Here is a 16,353-nt window from a genome sequence, read left to right as displayed (position 1 = left end):
GCCGGCGGCTGGCTTTACGGGGCGTCCCGCCCAGCCTGCCAGCCGCCGCCGGTGGCCTTGATCAGCGCGACGCTGGCCACCAGCTGGCGGCCCAGCAAGGTCACGGCGTTGCGCTGGTTGGTCAGCGACGCGGCCTGGGTCGTCACCACCGACAGATAGGTGACGGTGCCGGCCTCGTACTGGCGCATGGCCAGCCGTTCGGCCAGCTGCGCCGACTGTACGGCCTGGGCCTGCACGGTGCTTTCCTGGTCCAGCACGCGCAGGGTGGATAGCTTGTCTTCCACCTCTTGCAGGCCACCCAGCACGGTCTGCTTGTATTGCGCCACGGCCGCGTCGTAGGCCGCCACGGCGGCATCATTGCGGGCGCTGCGGGCGCCGCCGTCGAAGAGAGACTCGGCCAGCGCCGACCCCAGCGACCAGACGCGGCTGGGGGTGTTGAACAGGTTGGCGAAAGCCAGGCTGTTGTAGCCACCGCTGGCCGACAGCGTCAGCGTGGGGAAATAGGCGGCGCGGGCCACGCCGATATTGGCGTTGGCCGCGGCGGCCAGACGTTCGGCATTGGCGATGTCGGGACGGCGCTCCAGCAGTTCCGAGGGCAGGCCCACCGGAATCTGCGGCAGGCTGCCTTGCAGGCGCGCGGCATTGGCGTCGATGGCGCTATCGCTGGCCGCAGCCGGCGGCAGGGCGGGCAGGCTGAACTGCGCGGGCGCTTTGCCGATCAGCATGGCGATGGCGTGTTCGAGCTGGTTGCGGGTGTCGTCGAGGTCGATCAGTTGCGCCTGGGCGGCGCGCAACTGGGTTTCAGCCTGCGCCACGTCCGAGCGCAGGGCGGTGCCGGCTTCGTACTGGTGCGTGCTCAGTTGCAGCGAACGGGTATAGGCGGCCACGGTGCGGCGGTACAAATCCTTTTGCAGATCGGTCACGCGCAATTGCAGGTAGTCCTGCGCCAGCGTGGCCTGGATGGACAGGCGCGCTGCCGCCAGGCTAGCCGCGCTGGCCTGGGCATTGGCCTCGCCCGCTTCGGCGCCGCGCCGGATGCGGCCCCAGAGGTCGGCTTCCCAGGAAGCGTTCAGGCCGACGCTGTAGCTGTTGCCCAGCCTTTGCACGCCATTGGTATTGGTCTGCGCGCGGCTCGCGCCAGCCTGTGCGCCAATGGTCGGCCAGAGGCTGGCGCGAGCTACTTCGGCGGTGGCCTGGGCCTGGCGGTACTGGGCGGCGGCCTGCTGGATGGTCTGGTTGGCGGCGTTGGCCTGGTCCATCAGCGCATTGAGGACCGGGTCGCCATAGGCTTCCCACCAGGGCTGGTGGTCATCGATCTGGCGCGGCGCGGCCAGTTTCCAGGGGCCGGTTTCCTTGTAGGCTTGCGGCAGGTCCAGCGCCGGGCGCGCGTAATCAGGGCCGACGGCGCAACCGCCCAGCAGCGCGGCCAGCACCAGTGCCGTCATTCCCTTCGTGGCGCGGAAGGGGAGATATTGTGTGGAGTGCGTGAAATGACGGCTACTGACGCTGGCTGCGACGCGGCGGAACGGGACGACCATAAGGCTCACGATGATGGCTTGCGGATGAAAGGCGGACCATCAGGCCACGCCCCCCGGCGCAACGGCATCGGTCCCTGCTGTTCTACGCCGTCAATGTAATCGTTGCCGCTCGACGCGAGGCTGACATCCAGATGACAATTCTGTCAGTTAAGGTCGGCAGCTCCGTTTTGAATTGAGGGGCGACCTGGTTTAGCATGGGCGTGGATCAGACTTTGAGCGACACACCGAAATGAAATCAACCCTCAACAAGCTGTTGGCGGACAACAAGGGCTTGCTGGCCTTCATTGCCCTGATGGTGATGTTCCGTAGCGCCATCGCCGACTACAACGTCGTGCCCAGCGGCTCCATGCTGCCCACGGTGCAGATCGGCGACCGCATCCTGGTCGACAAGATGGCCTACGACCTGCGCCTGCCGCTGACCCATATCAGCCTCCTGCGCCTGGGCGAGCCGCAGCGCGGCGACATCGTCACCATCGATTCGCGCCAGGCTGGCGAGCTGCTGGTCAAGCGCATCGTGGGGCTGCCGGGCGATGTGGTGGAGCTGCGCGATAACGTCCTGTTCATCAACGGCCAGCCGGCCCACTACCATCCTGCGGCCGAAGCGCCGGAAGCCGGCGACGGCAGCGATCAGGCGGCCTATCGCGACGAGCGCTACGGCGCCATGGAGCATGCGGTGCGCCTGTCGGCGGCTCATCCCAGCCTGCACAGCAGCTACGGCCCGGTGGTGGTGCCGCCGGGCCACTACATGATGCTGGGTGATAACCGCGACAACAGCATGGATTCGCGCTACTTCGGCTTTTTTGCCCGCGACGAACTGATGGGACGCACCCGTCGCATCGCCTTTTCACTCGACGCCGAGCGTGGCTATCGGCCGCGTCTGGAGCGCTTTGGTCAGTTGCTGGACGCTACGCCGCCGCGCCAGTGACGGAACTGCCGGGTGGTTTTGCATAAATATTCACAATTTTTTTGTGACATATGCTCAAGTTGTCGTAAAGCATGCCGTAACCAGCTTCAGATAACAGGCAATTGCCGTCTGGAGCACATCATTTCTCTCACCTTCATCTCTGATCCGGCCACCGGTCGCCGCAGGAATGCCGTCAGCCATGACGCCATCCTCGATGCCACTTACGTGATGCTCGAGGAGATCGGCTTCGACAAGCTCTCCCTGGAGGGCGTGGCGGCGCGCGCCGGCGTGGGCAAGGCCACCATCTATCGCTGGTGGCCCAACAAGAGCGCCCTGGCGATGGAAGCCCTGCTGCGGGCCGTGGAACCGATGCCGCCCATCGGCGACAGCGGCTCTTCGCGCACCGATATCGAACTGCACATGCTGCAACTGTCCCAACTGTTGCGTGGCAAGTCGGGCCGGGTGGTGCGTGAAATGATCGCGCTGGCGCAGTTCGAGCCGGAGAGCAAACGCATCTTCAACGACAATTATCTGGAACCGCGCCGGCTGGCGCTGGTGAGTGTCTTGCGCCGCGGCGCCCAACGCGGCGAATTCAGGGAGGATGCCGACCTGAGCCTGGTCTTCGACCTGCTGTACGCCCCCTTGCTACAGCGGCTCCTGACGGGGCAGGGTGATATCGACGAGCGCCAGGTCCAGGCCCAACTGAAGCTGGTGCTGGGGAGCATCACCCTGCCAAGCTTGATGGACACTTAGTAAAATTTCGATCCAACAATCGTAAATTTTGTTGAGTGCAGGATAATTTGCACCTAGAATCCGAGGCGAAACGTATCGTATCGGTCTGGGAAGGCGTGCTTTTGTCATAAGAACAAGCAGTTCATCGCCTTGCGCGGCGCTGCCTTGGTTGCCGCAAAATGCGAGCCGTACATCCACGCCCTTCTTCTCGCCTGCGCTCGCGCAGGCGTCTTGCTTTCCATACCTTGCGTTGATCCAACCAGAAAGGCCCGCCTTCCCGTCAGGGAGGATGGGCGGCGATTGTCGTGCTGCACTTGGGCGTCTTCATGACGGCAGTGCGGCAATCCAGGGGCAAACAAATCCAAGTGCAAGGGGGAAATATGCACGGCAAAGCGGTGCAGGGATGCACAGGCAGCGCAGGCGAGGGGCCGCAGGCCGGCTTGCCCAAGGGAGCTGGTCGCCACCGCCGGCAGATGCAGCGCTGGTGCCTGGCGGGCGTGGTGGGCATCCCGTTGCTGTTGACTTTTCTGTGGCTGCAGTTCGCCGCAGCGCGCAGCGGGGGCGATTGGCTCTATGCCGACCAGGTCTGCGGTTGTCGCGACGTGCTCGCTTCGTGGGTCAGTGATTATGTCTGGACCCAGATGATCTGGCTGCCTGGCAATACACTGTTCCTGCTGATCTGGGGGGCGCTGGCGGTCAAGCTGTGGAGCGACAAGCGCCGCCGCCGCTGACCGCCGACTGCTGACCGCTTACCAGGCAGTGACGCAGGCTCATCCCGCAATATGGGCCAGCAGCGGCAGGTGGTCCGACGCTACCCTGGCCAGCGCGGAACGATGCACCGCCAGGTGCTGCAGGCGTCGGCGCGGACTGATCCAGATGCGGTCCAAGGCGAACACCGGCCAGCGCGAGGGGAAGGTAGGCGGAGCGGGAGCCGCCTCGAAATGCCCGACCAGCCAGCGCAAGGTGCGCCCCCACATGAACCATTCATTGACGTCGCCCAGCAGGATCACCGGCGCGTCATTGGTATCGAAGGCCTGCAGCAGGCGCTTGATCTGGGCGCGCCGTTCGGCGGGCTTCAGCCCCAGATGGGTGGCCACCACGCGCAGCAACTGGCCGCGGCAGTCGATGTCGGCATCGAGCGCACCGCGCGGCTCGCGGCTGCCGAAAGAGAGGTCGATGCTCTCTGTGGCCAGGATGGGATAGCGGCTCAGCACCGCATTGCCATAGCGCCGCGCCGGGCTTTCCATGGTCGGGCCCTCCGCTGCGAACATGCCGGTGTGGGCGCGCAGCAGCGCCAGCACGTCGACCTGATCGGCGCCACCCAGCGGCACCTCCTGCAGTGCCACCACATCGGCCTGGAGCTCGTCGAGCACGGCGGCCACGCGCTCGGGGGCGAAGCGCCCATCGGTGCCGACGGCGCCGTGGATGTTGTAAGTGGCTACCGTGAGGGGCCAGGGATCGCGCCCCGGCACGGGAGCGTCGGCGCTGAGCACCAGTTCGGTATCGGCGGGGGCGGGCGCGGTCTGGCGCTCGGACAGGCGGGCGCTACGCATCAGGCCTGGCGCACCTTGACGGCAGCCTCACCCTGGCGCGGACCCGCTGCACCCTTGCCCTTGCGTTGTGAAGATGCGCGGCCACGCTCCTGGCCGCGCGGACGGAACAGCTTCTGCAGCCCGAAGGCCACGAGCATCAGCGCGACCGTGACGGCGACCAGCACCAGCACCGTCTCCAGGCTGGGATGGCGGATCGCCTCGGCCAGGTTGTGCGAGAACACCACCGTGAGCACGATCCCCGGCGACATACCCAAGAGCGTGCCCAGCAGGTAATCCCGCAAACGGAGGTGCGAAGCGCCCGCCACCACATTGACGATGGTGAAGGGGGCGATGGGCAGCAGCCGCACCACGGCCATGGCCGCAATGCCACGCTGGGCAAAGCGGCGGCTGAGGTTGTTGATGCGCGGGCCCAGCAGGTCGCGCAAGGCGTCGTGTCCCAGCCAGTGGCCCACGCCGAAGCCCAGCAGGGCGCTCAATCCCACACCCACCGCCGCATACAGTCCGCCGTTGAGCGGTCCGAAGACCACCCCGGCAACGGCAATCAGTACCGTGATCGGCACCATCAGCATGCCCGCCACCACGAAGGTGGTCATCACGATCAGCGGACTGAAGGGGAGTTTGTCGACGCTACGGGCCAGCGCGATCAGCGAATTGAGGTTGATCCATTCACGCAGCGGCGTAAAGCGCCAGGCCAGCGCGAAGGCCACCAGCAGCACCGCCAGCACCCCCAGGCCGATCATGCGGCGGGGCACCGGCTTGCGGGCGCTGCGCGGCACGTAGGCATCGACGATTTCGTCGGGGCTGATGGGACGCTCGGGATCGAAGACGGCATTGTCCTGGGTCACTGCATCCAGTTCCGGGATCAGGCGCGGGTCCAGCGGCTGCAGGCTGCGCGCTTCCGGCTGGGTCAGCGCATCGATGGCGGCATGCAGACCCCCGCTGTCTTCCATGGCTTGCTGCACCGCCTGCGCTGGCACCCCCAGGTGCTCGCCCAGCAAGCGGTTGCGCAGGGTCGCGATGACCTGCCGCACTTGGGCTTGCTTGGCGGCGTCGCCCTGGACTTCGATGCTGAGATTGCACTCGGTATCGAAGCCCATGGAGCGATTGCTCATGTTGGCCGAGCCCACCGAAAACAGGCGATCGTCCATGGCAAAGACCTTGCTGTGGACGTTGAGGCAGCAATCGTCTTCCAGTCCGGGCAGGTGCGGGCAATACATCTGGTAGCGGCGCTCGGCCCCTTCGCCCTGGTCGGCCAGCGCCGCCTTGAGGCGATGGTGGATGCGTGCGCGCAAGGCCCCCATGGTGGCCTGCTCCAGCCAGCCGCTCTGGGTGCGGGGAGAGATCACGGCCACCTCCGGTCCGTCCGGCTCGCGCAGGCGCGCACCCAGGGCTTCGGCCAGGACGTTGGAGGTGAAGTACTGGTTTTCGAAGAACAGGTGCTGGCGCGCCTCGGCGATGGCGTCGAGATACAGTTCGCGCACTTCGTAGACGCCGGGCCGGTCTTCATAGGCCGGCTCGGTGCGCGAAATGCCGATCATCACATCCTGCAGGTCGGGGACAAAGGCAGGCGGCCAAGGATCGCTGGCCGCCAGGGTGGATTCGGCGGCGGTGGCGCGTGCCTCGGTCGTGTCGGTATGTTTCTCCGTGCTCTTTTCGGCATACCCCGCCAGCGCCCAGCGCCGTCGCGCCAGCACGCCCATGGCGCGCGCGACCTCGCCGTCGGCCATGGCTTGCACGTCATGGAAGGGCGCGTAAGGGCGATCATCGGGATCGCGCCGCAGCGGGTGATCGGGCAAGTGCTCCTGGTTGTCCCACCGGCAGCGAGTCAGGTCCAGGCCGCCGACAAAGGCCAACTGGTCATCGATGACCACGATCTTCTGGTGATGCGAGGCGCCCACCGGGTGGCGGGCGTCGGTGCGGAAATGCAGGCGCTTGTTGCGCGGGCGTCCCGGTTTTCTGACCATCATCCATTCGCGTTCCAGTGCGTAGAGCATGGCGTAGTCCCAGTTGAGCACGCGGATATGCAGATCGGGCTGGCGCTCCACCAGCGCATGCAGCAGGTCGCCCAGTTGCGCCGGCAGACCGTCGTCGCTGCCCTGGGGCGTGAGGACGGTGCGGCTGTCGATATCCCAACCCAGGATGTAGACGCTGCGGCGCGCCTTCACCAGCGCCTGGCGCAGCGCGCTGAAGTAGTCGGCGGCATCGATGAGCAGCCGGAAGCGGTCGGCATGGGCCAGCCGCCAGCAATTGCGGCCAGGTTGCAGCAGGCCGGTGGCCGGTGCATCCGGCGGGGCGGGAGTGGATGACATGCTGCCTGCGGAGTCCATGTTGTTCTTCTCTCTAATCTCTCTAGGGCTGAGCCGTTCAGGGCTTGCCTACCGACAGTGGATGCTCTTCGCTGGCGGGCGGCGCGCCCGGTTGCTCGGACTGGGGCTTGAGTCCCTCGTGCGGCAGGGCTTGCGGCTTGCTCTTGTCCAGTGCGGTTTCGGTGGCCTGGCGGGTGTCTTCAGGAAGGGGAATGGATTGGCTCATGCGGGCTCCTTGCTCGGTCATTGCGGCGGCTGGCCATTGGACGCCATCAGTCCGCCATCGACCGGCAGATTGACGCCGTTCACGAAGCTGGCGTCCGGACTGGCCAGGAAGGTGATCACTGCGGCGATCTCCAACGGATCGGCGCCGCGCCCCAGGGCGATGCGTTCGGCGAACTTGTCCAGCAGAGGCGGATCGTCGGCCATGTCGGCGGTCATGGCGGTGTGGGTCAGGCTGGGGCACACTGCATTGATGCGCACGCCCTTGCGGCCGAAGTCCAGCGCCATGGCGCGGGTGAGGTTGCAGACTGCGCCCTTGGAAGCGTTGTAGGCGCTCAGGTTCCAGTCGGCCGCCAGCCCCGATACGGAGGCCACGTTGACGATGCAACCGCGGGTCTTTTCCAGATGGGGCAGGGCTTCGCGCGCGCCATAGAAGACCCCATTGACGTTGGTGGCCTGGACACGGTGCCAGTCTTCCGGGCTGACCTCGGTCACATTGCCCTCGGCGAATACGCCGGCGTCGCTCACCAGCACATCCAGCTGGCCGAAGCGCTCGATGGCAAAGTCCACCAGCTGGCGCACCTGCTCATGATGGGAAACATCGGTTTCACGGGCGGCGGTGCGCTCGGGCGGAAGACTGTCAAAGACCTTGCCCAGCGCGGCGGCGTCGCGGTCGGCCAGCAGCACGCGGGCGCCCTCGTCGGAGAAGCGGCGCGCCGTGGCCTCGCCGATGCCGGAGGCAGCGCCCGTGACAATGACGACCTTGCCTTCAAAGCGTTGCAGACGGGATGGATTCAAAGCGGACATGGGCAACTCCTGGCAATACGGATCAAGCCTTCACGATAGAGCGTGCCGGACCTGCAGCCCATCGGACAGCCCCGCAAGCTGCTGTAGGAAGATGCTGTCGCCGCCACGGCATTCCCGCTGCATGGAAAGCGTCGGTCAGCAGGCAAATGCGAGCCTGCATTTGCCGTGAAGGAACAGTCACGGATTGTCACGCAGCAGTAATACTTGAGTGCAACAATTCGCCCCGCATCCAGACCGGCTGACCATTTGTTCATGTTCCCGGGAAGAACCTGAACCGTCGCCGGACACCGCCAATCCAAGGGGAACTCCATGACCATCCGCATGCGTATCACGCTACTGGTGATACTTACCTTCATCGCCATCGCCGGTATTGGCGGCTACGCGATGTACCAGTCCCGCAGCAGCGCTGTCGAGGTGCGCTCGGTCACCGAGGGGGTCATGCCCAGCGTGCTGGCGTCGGCCGACCTGATGGGGCAGTTGAAGGATGTGCAACTGGCGGCCATGGTGATGGTCACCGAGAACGATAACCAGCTGGTGGCGCAAGAAAACGAAAAACTGGCCGAGAAGAAGGCCGTGCTGGAAAAGGCCCTGGCCGCGCAGGCCCAGCAGGCTGAAGGCGTGGCCCAGCGCGGCCTGATCGAACAGGCCAAGGAAAGCCTGGACAACTACTTCGGCGCCATCGATACCACTGCCAAGTTCAAGCTGGCCGGCAAGAACGAGATCGCCCAGGCGCAGTTCTTCGGCGGCGTGATGCAGTACCAGACTGAACTCGAAGGCATCGTCAACACCCTGCGCATCGAGAAGAACCGCTTCAAGGACAACGCCATTGCCTCGCTCAACGGCAAGCTGGCCCAGACAACCACTACCATCAGCATCGTCACCGTCATGGCGGTACTGCTGCTGGGCGGCATCGGCTTCCTGCTGTATCGCCAGATCACCGGTCCCATCAGCCGCATGGCCGCCATGATGGGCGAGATCGCCACCAGCCAGGACTTCACCCGCCGCCTGCCGGTGCAGCGCATGGATGAAGTGGGCCACTCCATCGTTGCCTTCAACGGCATGGTCGAAAAGATCGAGGAAGCCTCCGCCCAGGTGCGCCAGAAGACCGCCGACATGCAGGCCATGCTGCAGAACATCCCGCAGGGCATTCTTACCATCGTCGAGGGCAACCGCATCCACCCGGAATATTCGGCCTTCCTGGAAACCGTCTTCGAGACCACCGACATCGCCGGCCGCGACGTGATGGAACTGGTGTTTGCCGACACCCAGCTGGGCGCCGATACGCTGTCGCAGATCGAAGCCATCGGGGGCGCCTGCATCGGCGAAGACGTGATGAACTTCGAATTCAACGCGCACCTGATGGTGGGCGAGATCGAAAAGACCATGGCCGACGGCAGCAAGAAGATCCTCGACCTGTCCTGGTCGCCCATCACCGATGAGGCCGATACGGTGATCCGCCTGATGCTGTGCGTGCGCGACGTGACCGAGCTGCGCCAACTCGCTGCCGAAGCCAACGAGCAGAAGCGCGAACTGGAAATGATCGGCGAGATCCTGGCGGTGACGCCGGCCAAGTTTGCCGAGTTCATCAGCAGCGCGCGCCGCTTCCTGGACGAGAACGAGCAGATCGTCCACCAGAACCCGGAAGCGACCGCCTTCGCCATCGCCAAGCTGTTCCGCAACATGCATACCATCAAGGGCAATGGCCGCACCTATGGTCTGCTGCATCTGGCCAACGTGGTCCACCACACCGAACAGCACTACGACGACCTGCGCCATCCCGCCAGCGGCGCCGTCTGGCGCCAGGAAGAGCTGCTGCGCCAACTGGCCCAGGTGCGCGAGATCATCGACCGCTACGCCCGTATCAACGACGTCACCCTTGGCCGCGGCGTGGCCGCAGCTGGTGAGCAGACCTTGCCTGGTTATGCGCGCCACGTCATCACCATCGACCGCAAGCATATCGAGCAAAGCCTGGAGCGCCTGGAAAACGTCAACACCGCCAACCTGCATGAACTGGTGGCCGTACGCAACGACGTGCGCCGCACCCTACGCCTGCTCGGCACCGAGACCATCCAGGAGGTGCTGGCCCCGGTCACCGATTCGCTGCCGGCGCTGGCTGCCGATCTGGGTAAGGCTGCTCCGGTGGTGCAGATCGAGGACAACGGCTACGTGGTCCACAGTTTTGCCGCGCCGCTGTTGCAGAACGTGTTCATGCACCTGATCCGCAACGCCATGGACCATGGCCTGGAAAGCAGCGAAGAGCGCCTGGCCAAGGGCAAGCCCGAGGCCGGCGTGATCAAGCTGGAAATGGGCGTGATGGAAGACATGTTCCAGATGGCCCTGTCCGACGATGGCCGGGGCCTGGCGCTGGAACGGGTGCGCCAGATCGGCATCGAGAAACACCTGATCACGGTAGACCAGGCCCTGTCGGACGCCGAGATCGCTCGCCTGATCCTGCAACCGGGCTTCTCCACCCGCAGCGAAGTGACTGAGGTCTCGGGTCGCGGCGTGGGCATGGATGCGGTACTGGACTTCGTCACCCGGGAACATGGACAGATCGAGATCCGCTTCACCGATACCGAAGAGGGCGCGCCTTTCCGTTCCTTCCAGATCATCGTGATGCTGCCCGAGAACGTCGCCGTGGAAGTCGATGGCATCGATGTGCCTTACCCCATGGGCGGCCAGGAAACCGTCCAGCCCGTGGTGCTGCCGCAGGGCGGCGATTCGCAGGTGGCCTGAGGCCTGGCGCATCGTCCCAACAACCGTCGTCACGAACAAGTCTGAACATGGTCAACGCAATACTCCTGGTGGCGCTGGGCGCCGTACTGGCCGGCCTGCCGCTGGCCCTGCTGTGGCTGCGCCAGCAACGGCGCGCGCAGCGCCTGATCGATGCCGGCCAGCTGGAACTGGTGCGCCAGCAGGCCCAGGAAGCGCTGGCCCGGCAAGAGCAGCAGATGCAGGCGCATGAGCAACAGGCCCGGCAGGAGCGCCAATCGGCCCAGCAACTGCTGGAGGAGATGCGCCTGGAGAGCGAGACGATGATAGGGCAGCTGCAGAGCCAGCAATCGGACAACTTCTCCCGCGTGAAAGAGAACTGCGACGCCTCCCAGGACACCATCGCCAAGCTGCTCGGCCTGGTGCGCACCTTCGAGCGCTGGCACGACGACATGAACGTGCTCATCGCCCACAACCGCGACATGCACCGCATGAACGACGAGTTCGCCCTCATCGTCAACCAGGTCATCATCGTGGCGCTCAACGCCTCCATCGAAGCCGCCCGCGCCGGCGCGCATGGACGCGGCTTCGCCGTGGTGGCGCAGGAAGTGCGCGACCTGGCGCAGCGCGCCGAGAAGCTCTCCAAGAGCTATCGCGCCAACCTCTACCAGAACGACCTCATCACCACCACCACCTTCCAGGACCTGCAGGCGGGCGGCAAGATGATCATGGGTGCGGTCATCGGCCTGGACCTGATCAACAAGAAGACCAGGGATACCCTGGCCGAAGCGGCATGAGCGCCAACGAGATGGATGAGGTGCAGGCCGTGACCGCCGCCGCTGCCCAGGCAGTGCAGGAAGAGCGCGTCTCGGCCGCCGCACGCGACGGCCTGGACGTGCTGCTGCAGCAGGCGCTGCGCAGCAGCCTGGTGCCCAGCGGATGCCAGGCGGCGTTCGAGGTGCTGGACGACATCAGCCATGTGCAAGAGAAGAAGATGGTGGTGCTGACCATCTCTTCCTACCTGTTCCGGATGGTGGTGATGTTCCATTTCACTGCCGACGCCGCGACCCGGGCGCACTTTGCGAGCCTGCACAATGTGGCGGCGGCCGAGATGAGCGAGCAGGGGCTGCTGGACGCCATCGCCGAATGCGGCAACCTGTGCTGCGGGATCTTCAACCGTGAGCTGGGCCGCTACTTCCCGCACCTGGGCATGTCCACGCCCAACGTCATCGACCGCCAGTGCGCGGCCTATCTGCAAAAACTCAACTGCGCGCACATCCGGCATTTCGCCATCGACCTGGCCGAACTGCCGGAGTCGCCGCGCTTTCACGTCAGCCTGTGCGTGTCGGCCTATGCCCCCCTGGATTTCGCCGTGGCGGCCGAGGAGCAGGTAGACACTACCGGCGAGCTGGAACTGTTCTAGCCGCCGTCGACATCAACGATTTCCGGAGGTAGATCCGATATGGACGTGCGCGCAAACCAGGAGCACAGCACCCACAGCACCCATGGCACCATTACCAGCAAGGTGCTGGTGGTGGACAAGGACGCCGATTGCTACGACACCATCAAGGCGTTCTGCGAGCGCCATCATCTGGTGGGACTGAAGGCGCATGAAGAGCACATCATGGCGGTCTTGCGCAGCAACGTCGACCTGGGCGGGATCATGCTCTCCGAGCGCCTGGCCGGCCTGGGCGAGGGCGCGCGCGGCCTGGCGCGGCGCATCCGCGAGGTGCGGCCGGAGCTGCCGATCTTCCTGCGCCGCCGCCGCGAGAGCGCCGACCAGCCGCTGGATACGCGCGAGAGTGAACTGTTCAGCGCCGTCTACCGGATCGAAGAGATCGACGCCCTGGCGCCGGCGCTGACGGCGGCCATCTTCAGCCAGCAATATCCCAACGCCCTGGTGCGCGGCATCGCCGAGATCAGCCGCATGGTGCTGGAGAACCAGTTCCCCGGCATGAGCGTGGAAATCGACCAGCCTTATCTGGTGCGCGACCGCATCATCTTCGGCGAGGTGTTTACGCTCATTCCGCTGGAGAGCAGCTGGTGTCGCGGCTACATGATGTTGCAGGCCGAGCAGAAGACGCTGCAGGCGCTTACCGGGAACGCGTCGGACGACTTCCGCGATCTCAACAACGCCCTGGGCGAGCTGACCAACCTGATCTGGGGCTGGTTCAAGAACCGCTTCATCAACCAGAGCCAGCCCATTCATCAGCTGAGCCAGGTGCCCATCATCATCAACCACCAGCATCGCTACATCTCCTTCGGATCGGACGATGCGCAGCTGTGCTTCAAGTACGTGCTGCGCCGCGAGGATGGCGCGCCGCTGGTGTTGTTGCAGCGCTTCATCTTCAACCTGTCGTGGTCACCCGAGGATTTCACGGAAAACCAGACCTCGGTGGAAGAACTGTTCGAGTCCGGCGAACTGGAGCTGTTCTGAGCGTCCGCTGACGGGCGCGATTGCAAGCTTTTACTCCCCCCAATGCAGTACCTCCCCCTATTGAAAGAGAATCAAGATGGCACAAATCCTGGTAGTGGACGATTCGAGCACGGTGCGCGCCGAAGTAGGCGACTTCCTCAAAAAGAACGGTCTGGACGTAGCCCTGGCCGTGGATGGCCGTGACGGCCTCAGCAAGCTCAAGGGCGACCCCGCCATCAAGCTGGTGGTCTCCGACGTGAACATGCCCAACATGGATGGCCTGACCATGGCCGAGAAGATCCGCAGCGAACTGGGCAACGCCAGCGTGAACATCATCATGCTGACCACCGAGAACTCGCCCATCATGAAGGAACGCGGCAAGGCCGCCGGCATCAAGGGCTGGATCGTGAAGCCGTTCAAGGGGGAGGCGGTGCTGCCGACCTTCAAGAAGCTGGTGGGGGCTTGAGACCCACCCCTGCACATTCGGGCAGGATGATGCGAAAACGGCCTGTCAAGCAGGCCGTTTTTGCGTCTGTGCCTATGTCGCGCACAGATTTCCTGATTAAATAACGCAACATCTGTTGGGCCATGGGGTGGCCCAGGCGACACGCCTGCCAGGCAGGTGGACCCTCAGCCTGCGAATGGCGAACAAACGGGAGATCGAGCGATATGCCTACACTTAAACCGGGTACCTTCCTGCCCACCTCCGCCGAAGACGCGGAGATTACCGCGGCGGCACTGGCCGATCCCGATGCGCAGCCATTGAGTCCGCTCCAGTTGGCACAGTTGCGCCCCCTGCGGGAAAACGACAGGCCCGACGGCAGATGCTTGACTCAAAGCTCCTGAAGCACCAGTTCGAAGCAGATCAACACCGGATTGCAGCCCCGCGCCAGCACGCCCTCGCAGACCTGGCCCTGCGGATTGATCAAGCCGATCTCCAGGCGCGCGCGGCCTTGGCGGACTTCGCCTGCGCGGATCAGGATTTCGGTGGCGCGATCTTCCAGCACCCGGCCATCGTCGAATTCGGCGCCGATGATGCTGCCCACGCTCCCGCGCACGATGGCGTTGGCCATCCCATGTTCGGCGCAGGCGGCTTCGACTGCCATGGTCAGATCCTGGTCAGGACGAATGCGGGCCAGCACCACGCGTTTGCCTGTGCTGGTGACGGTCTGCTCGGCGAGCCGGGTAGGGTAGAACAGCGTGAAATTGGTTTCCGGATCATAGCGGGTGGCCATGGTGGCGTCGTGCAGGCCCCAGGCCTGCGCCGGGGTGTCCGCGCCGACCAGGGTCTTTTCCATCATCAGATGTCCGCCCTGGCGCTGCCCCTGGCGGTCGCGCCAGACCGCATGGCAATGCACGAAGGGCTCGCCATCCTTGCGGCCATAGGTGGCGCAGGCATAGTCGATGAGCGTGCCTTCTTCCATGGCGTGCGGCGCGCTGTAGAAGGCGGCGTGCTGGTCATCCACCGCCAGGGCGGGCATGAGGAAGTGCAGCTCGGCGATGGCCAATTGGCCGAAGCGCACGGTGCCGCCCTCCAGGCCAGCGCGGGACAGGGGAATGCTGATCGCGTCGCGCAGGTTGCGGCCCGCCTCCAGCGTGAAGTCGAGCTGCATGGCCGGGCCGGCCAGTGAAACGATGCGCTGCGGATCGGGGGCGCCGGGGTGGCGCACGGTGCGGCTGAAGCGGGGGGCTGCTTGCATGGGGTCTCCTGGGCAGGGTGATCTGCGGTCTACGATCTTTCGCGGCGGCGGTCTTGGCAGGTCGCCGGCTTGTCGTTTGTTAGGGATAGCGGGAATTATCGCGCTTTGGCGCAGGGCGTGCTGGTGAATGTTTTTGCATCACACCGCAACATTATTCAGAACGAGGGGGCGCGGTCAGCCCTCTGTCAGACCATTGTGCAAATATCTCCAGGGGAGTGGCGCTCGGCTCCAGCGTCAGGGGGCGCTTGCCGGGGCGGGCGTCGCGCAGACAAGACCATCACAACGACTACAAGATGAAGATCAAGATCGTCGCCGTATTGCTGCTGGGGTGTCTCCTGCAGCATCCATCGTGGGCGGCCGAACCGCCGCTGAACAAGGCCTTGCGCGAAGAAGTCATCATGATTCCTTCAGGGACGGGAATCTTCTCCGTCAAGCTCGAGACCACGCTGTTCAGGCCGCCGGGGGAGGGGCCATTTCCGCTGCTGATCATCAACCACGGCAAATCGCCGGGCAATCCGGCCTTCCAGCCGCGTGGCCGTAGCGTGGTGATGGCCACCGAGTTCGTGCGGCGCGGCTATGCCGTCCTGCTGCCGATGCGCAAGGGTTTTTCCAGGTCCGGCGGGATGTACGTGGATGGCGGCTGCAACATCCGCGGCAATGGCGAGGCCCAGGCCGACGATCTCCAGGCGGCGCTGGACTATGCGCGCCAGCAAGCCTGGGTGGACAAGGACCGGGTCATCATCATGGGCCAGTCGCATGGCGGCCTGACCACGATGGCCTTTGGCGAGCGTAATCCGCCGGGGGTGCGGGCCTTGCTCAATTTTGCCGGGGGCTTGCGCTACGACGCCACCGGTTGCATCTGGAAATCGGCCTTGGTCGATGCCTTTGGCGTCTTTGGCAGCCGCACCCGCATTCCCAGTCTCTGGTTCTACGGCGAGAACGACAGCTATTTCAATCCCGAGCTGGCGGCCCGCATGTATGAGGCCTACACCAAGGCGGGCGGCCCGGCCACGCTGGTGGCCTTCGGCCCCTTCAAGAGCGACGCCCATGGCATGAGCGGCAGCCGCGACGGCATTCCTATCTGGTGGCCGCCCACGGAGGCGCTGCTCAAGCAGGTCGGTATGCCCACCGAAAAGACCGTCAGGCTCACCGGGGAGTTGCCCGGCAGCGGTTACGCCAACCTGGAAGACAGCGCGGCGGTTCCTTACCTGAACGAGAAAACCCGTGCGCTGTATGAGAAGTTTCTCGCCATGCACGCGCCACGGGCGTTTGCGATTTCCTCGTCCAACCACGTAGGCTGGGCCGTGAATGGTGAGAATCCTTCGGAACGGGCCTTGCAGAACTGCCAGAAGAATTCGCCTGAGCCCTGCGCCCTCTACGTCATCAATGACGATGTGGTCTGGGTCAAGCCGGCAGAGGGCGCAAGCCCTGTTGCCGCCTCTGAAAAACTGCCCTGAACGTTC

General features: G+C 64.8%; 15 protein-coding genes. 9 read left to right on the top strand and 6 right to left on the bottom strand.

Annotation, left to right across the window (positions count from 1 at the left end):
• Nucleotides 1-14 precede the first annotated feature (14 nt).
• Nucleotides 15-1,445 (bottom strand): efflux transporter outer membrane subunit, encoded by a 1,431-nt coding sequence (locus tag ACP92_RS12375; protein WP_041310758.1) that lies wholly within the window; start codon nucleotides 1,443-1,445, stop codon nucleotides 15-17.
• Between the two features lie 322 nt (nucleotides 1,446-1,767).
• Here ACP92_RS12375 and lepB point away from each other — a divergent pair, with 322 nt between their 5' ends.
• The 3 genes from lepB (at nucleotide 1,768) to ACP92_RS12360 (ending at nucleotide 3,905) form a co-directional block, all read left to right on the top strand.
• Nucleotides 1,768-2,463, top strand: a complete 696-nt coding sequence (gene lepB / locus ACP92_RS12370; RefSeq protein WP_013234458.1) for a signal peptidase I — start codon at nucleotides 1,768-1,770, stop codon at nucleotides 2,461-2,463.
• A gap of 207 nt (nucleotides 2,464-2,670) precedes the next feature.
• Nucleotides 2,671-3,195 carry a TetR/AcrR family transcriptional regulator gene (locus ACP92_RS12365; RefSeq protein WP_048348561.1) on the top strand — a complete coding sequence of 175 codons (525 nt, stop codon included), beginning with the start codon at nucleotides 2,671-2,673 and terminating at the stop codon, nucleotides 3,193-3,195.
• Nucleotides 3,196-3,554: 359 nt separating this feature from the next.
• Nucleotides 3,555-3,905: a hypothetical protein gene (locus ACP92_RS12360; RefSeq protein ID WP_013234456.1), complete on the top strand. Its 351-nt coding sequence runs from the start codon at nucleotides 3,555-3,557 to the stop codon at nucleotides 3,903-3,905.
• Nucleotides 3,906-3,944: 39 nt separating this feature from the next.
• On the opposite strand, the gene ACP92_RS12355 is transcribed toward ACP92_RS12360, so the two are convergent.
• From ACP92_RS12355 to budC, 4 genes are read right to left on the bottom strand one after another with little or no spacing between them, the layout of a single operon-like run.
• Complete coding sequence (locus tag ACP92_RS12355) at nucleotides 3,945-4,727, bottom strand: endonuclease/exonuclease/phosphatase family protein (RefSeq protein ID WP_013234455.1); 783 nt, start codon at nucleotides 4,725-4,727, stop codon at nucleotides 3,945-3,947.
• A complete protein-coding gene (locus tag ACP92_RS12350; RefSeq protein ID WP_048348705.1) occupies nucleotides 4,727-7,036 on the bottom strand; it encodes a VTT domain-containing protein in 2,310 nt (769 codons plus the stop codon). The genes ACP92_RS12355 and ACP92_RS12350 overlap by 1 nt, the downstream gene beginning before the upstream one ends.
• A 55-nt stretch (nucleotides 7,037-7,091) precedes the next feature.
• Entirely contained in the window at nucleotides 7,092-7,259 is a 168-nt protein-coding gene (locus ACP92_RS24855) for a hypothetical protein (RefSeq protein WP_167578388.1), read from the bottom strand.
• 17 nt (nucleotides 7,260-7,276) lie between these two features.
• Nucleotides 7,277-8,062: a meso-2,3-butanediol dehydrogenase gene (budC, locus tag ACP92_RS12345; RefSeq protein ID WP_013234453.1), complete on the bottom strand. Its 786-nt coding sequence runs from the start codon at nucleotides 8,060-8,062 to the stop codon at nucleotides 7,277-7,279.
• A gap of 309 nt (nucleotides 8,063-8,371) precedes the next feature.
• On the opposite strand from budC, the gene ACP92_RS12340 reads away from it, so the two are divergent.
• The 5 genes from ACP92_RS12340 to ACP92_RS12320 all read left to right on the top strand — a co-directional run bounded on the left by ACP92_RS12340 (nucleotide 8,372) and on the right by ACP92_RS12320 (nucleotide 13,656).
• Nucleotides 8,372-10,798 (top strand): HAMP domain-containing protein, encoded by a 2,427-nt coding sequence (locus ACP92_RS12340; protein ID WP_013234452.1) that lies wholly within the window; start codon nucleotides 8,372-8,374, stop codon nucleotides 10,796-10,798.
• A 47-nt stretch (nucleotides 10,799-10,845) separates the two neighbouring features.
• On the top strand, nucleotides 10,846-11,571 hold the full coding sequence (locus ACP92_RS12335) for a methyl-accepting chemotaxis protein (protein WP_013234451.1): 726 nt from the start codon (nucleotides 10,846-10,848) through the stop codon (nucleotides 11,569-11,571).
• The gene (locus tag ACP92_RS12330) at nucleotides 11,568-12,197 is read left to right on the top strand and encodes a hypothetical protein (protein WP_013234450.1); all 630 of its coding nucleotides are present in this window, start codon (nucleotides 11,568-11,570) and stop codon (nucleotides 12,195-12,197) included. Before ACP92_RS12335 ends, ACP92_RS12330 begins: the two co-directional genes overlap by 4 nt.
• A 39-nt stretch (nucleotides 12,198-12,236) precedes the next feature.
• Complete coding sequence (locus tag ACP92_RS12325) at nucleotides 12,237-13,211, top strand: chemotaxis protein CheX (protein WP_013234449.1); 975 nt, start codon at nucleotides 12,237-12,239, stop codon at nucleotides 13,209-13,211.
• Nucleotides 13,212-13,287: 76 nt separating this feature from the next.
• Nucleotides 13,288-13,656: a response regulator gene (locus ACP92_RS12320; protein WP_013234448.1), complete on the top strand. Its 369-nt coding sequence runs from the start codon at nucleotides 13,288-13,290 to the stop codon at nucleotides 13,654-13,656.
• Nucleotides 13,657-14,023: 367 nt separating this feature from the next.
• Here ACP92_RS12320 and ACP92_RS12315 read toward each other — a convergent pair whose 3' ends face one another.
• Nucleotides 14,024-14,890 carry a PCC domain-containing protein gene (locus ACP92_RS12315; protein ID WP_013234447.1) on the bottom strand — a complete coding sequence of 289 codons (867 nt, stop codon included), beginning with the start codon at nucleotides 14,888-14,890 and terminating at the stop codon, nucleotides 14,024-14,026.
• Nucleotides 14,891-15,183: 293 nt separating this feature from the next.
• On the opposite strand from ACP92_RS12315, the gene ACP92_RS12310 reads away from it, so the two are divergent.
• Nucleotides 15,184-16,347 (top strand): dienelactone hydrolase family protein, encoded by a 1,164-nt coding sequence (locus ACP92_RS12310; protein WP_048348560.1) that lies wholly within the window; start codon nucleotides 15,184-15,186, stop codon nucleotides 16,345-16,347.
• Nucleotides 16,348-16,353: the final 6 nt, after the last annotated feature.

Origin of the sequence: Herbaspirillum seropedicae (assembly GCF_001040945.1) — a bacterium.
GTDB classification, from domain to species: Bacteria; Pseudomonadota; Gammaproteobacteria; order Burkholderiales; family Burkholderiaceae_D; genus Herbaspirillum; species Herbaspirillum seropedicae.
Note: the sequence above shows the minus strand (reverse complement) of the source record. Positions and strands in the feature narration are given on the sequence as shown.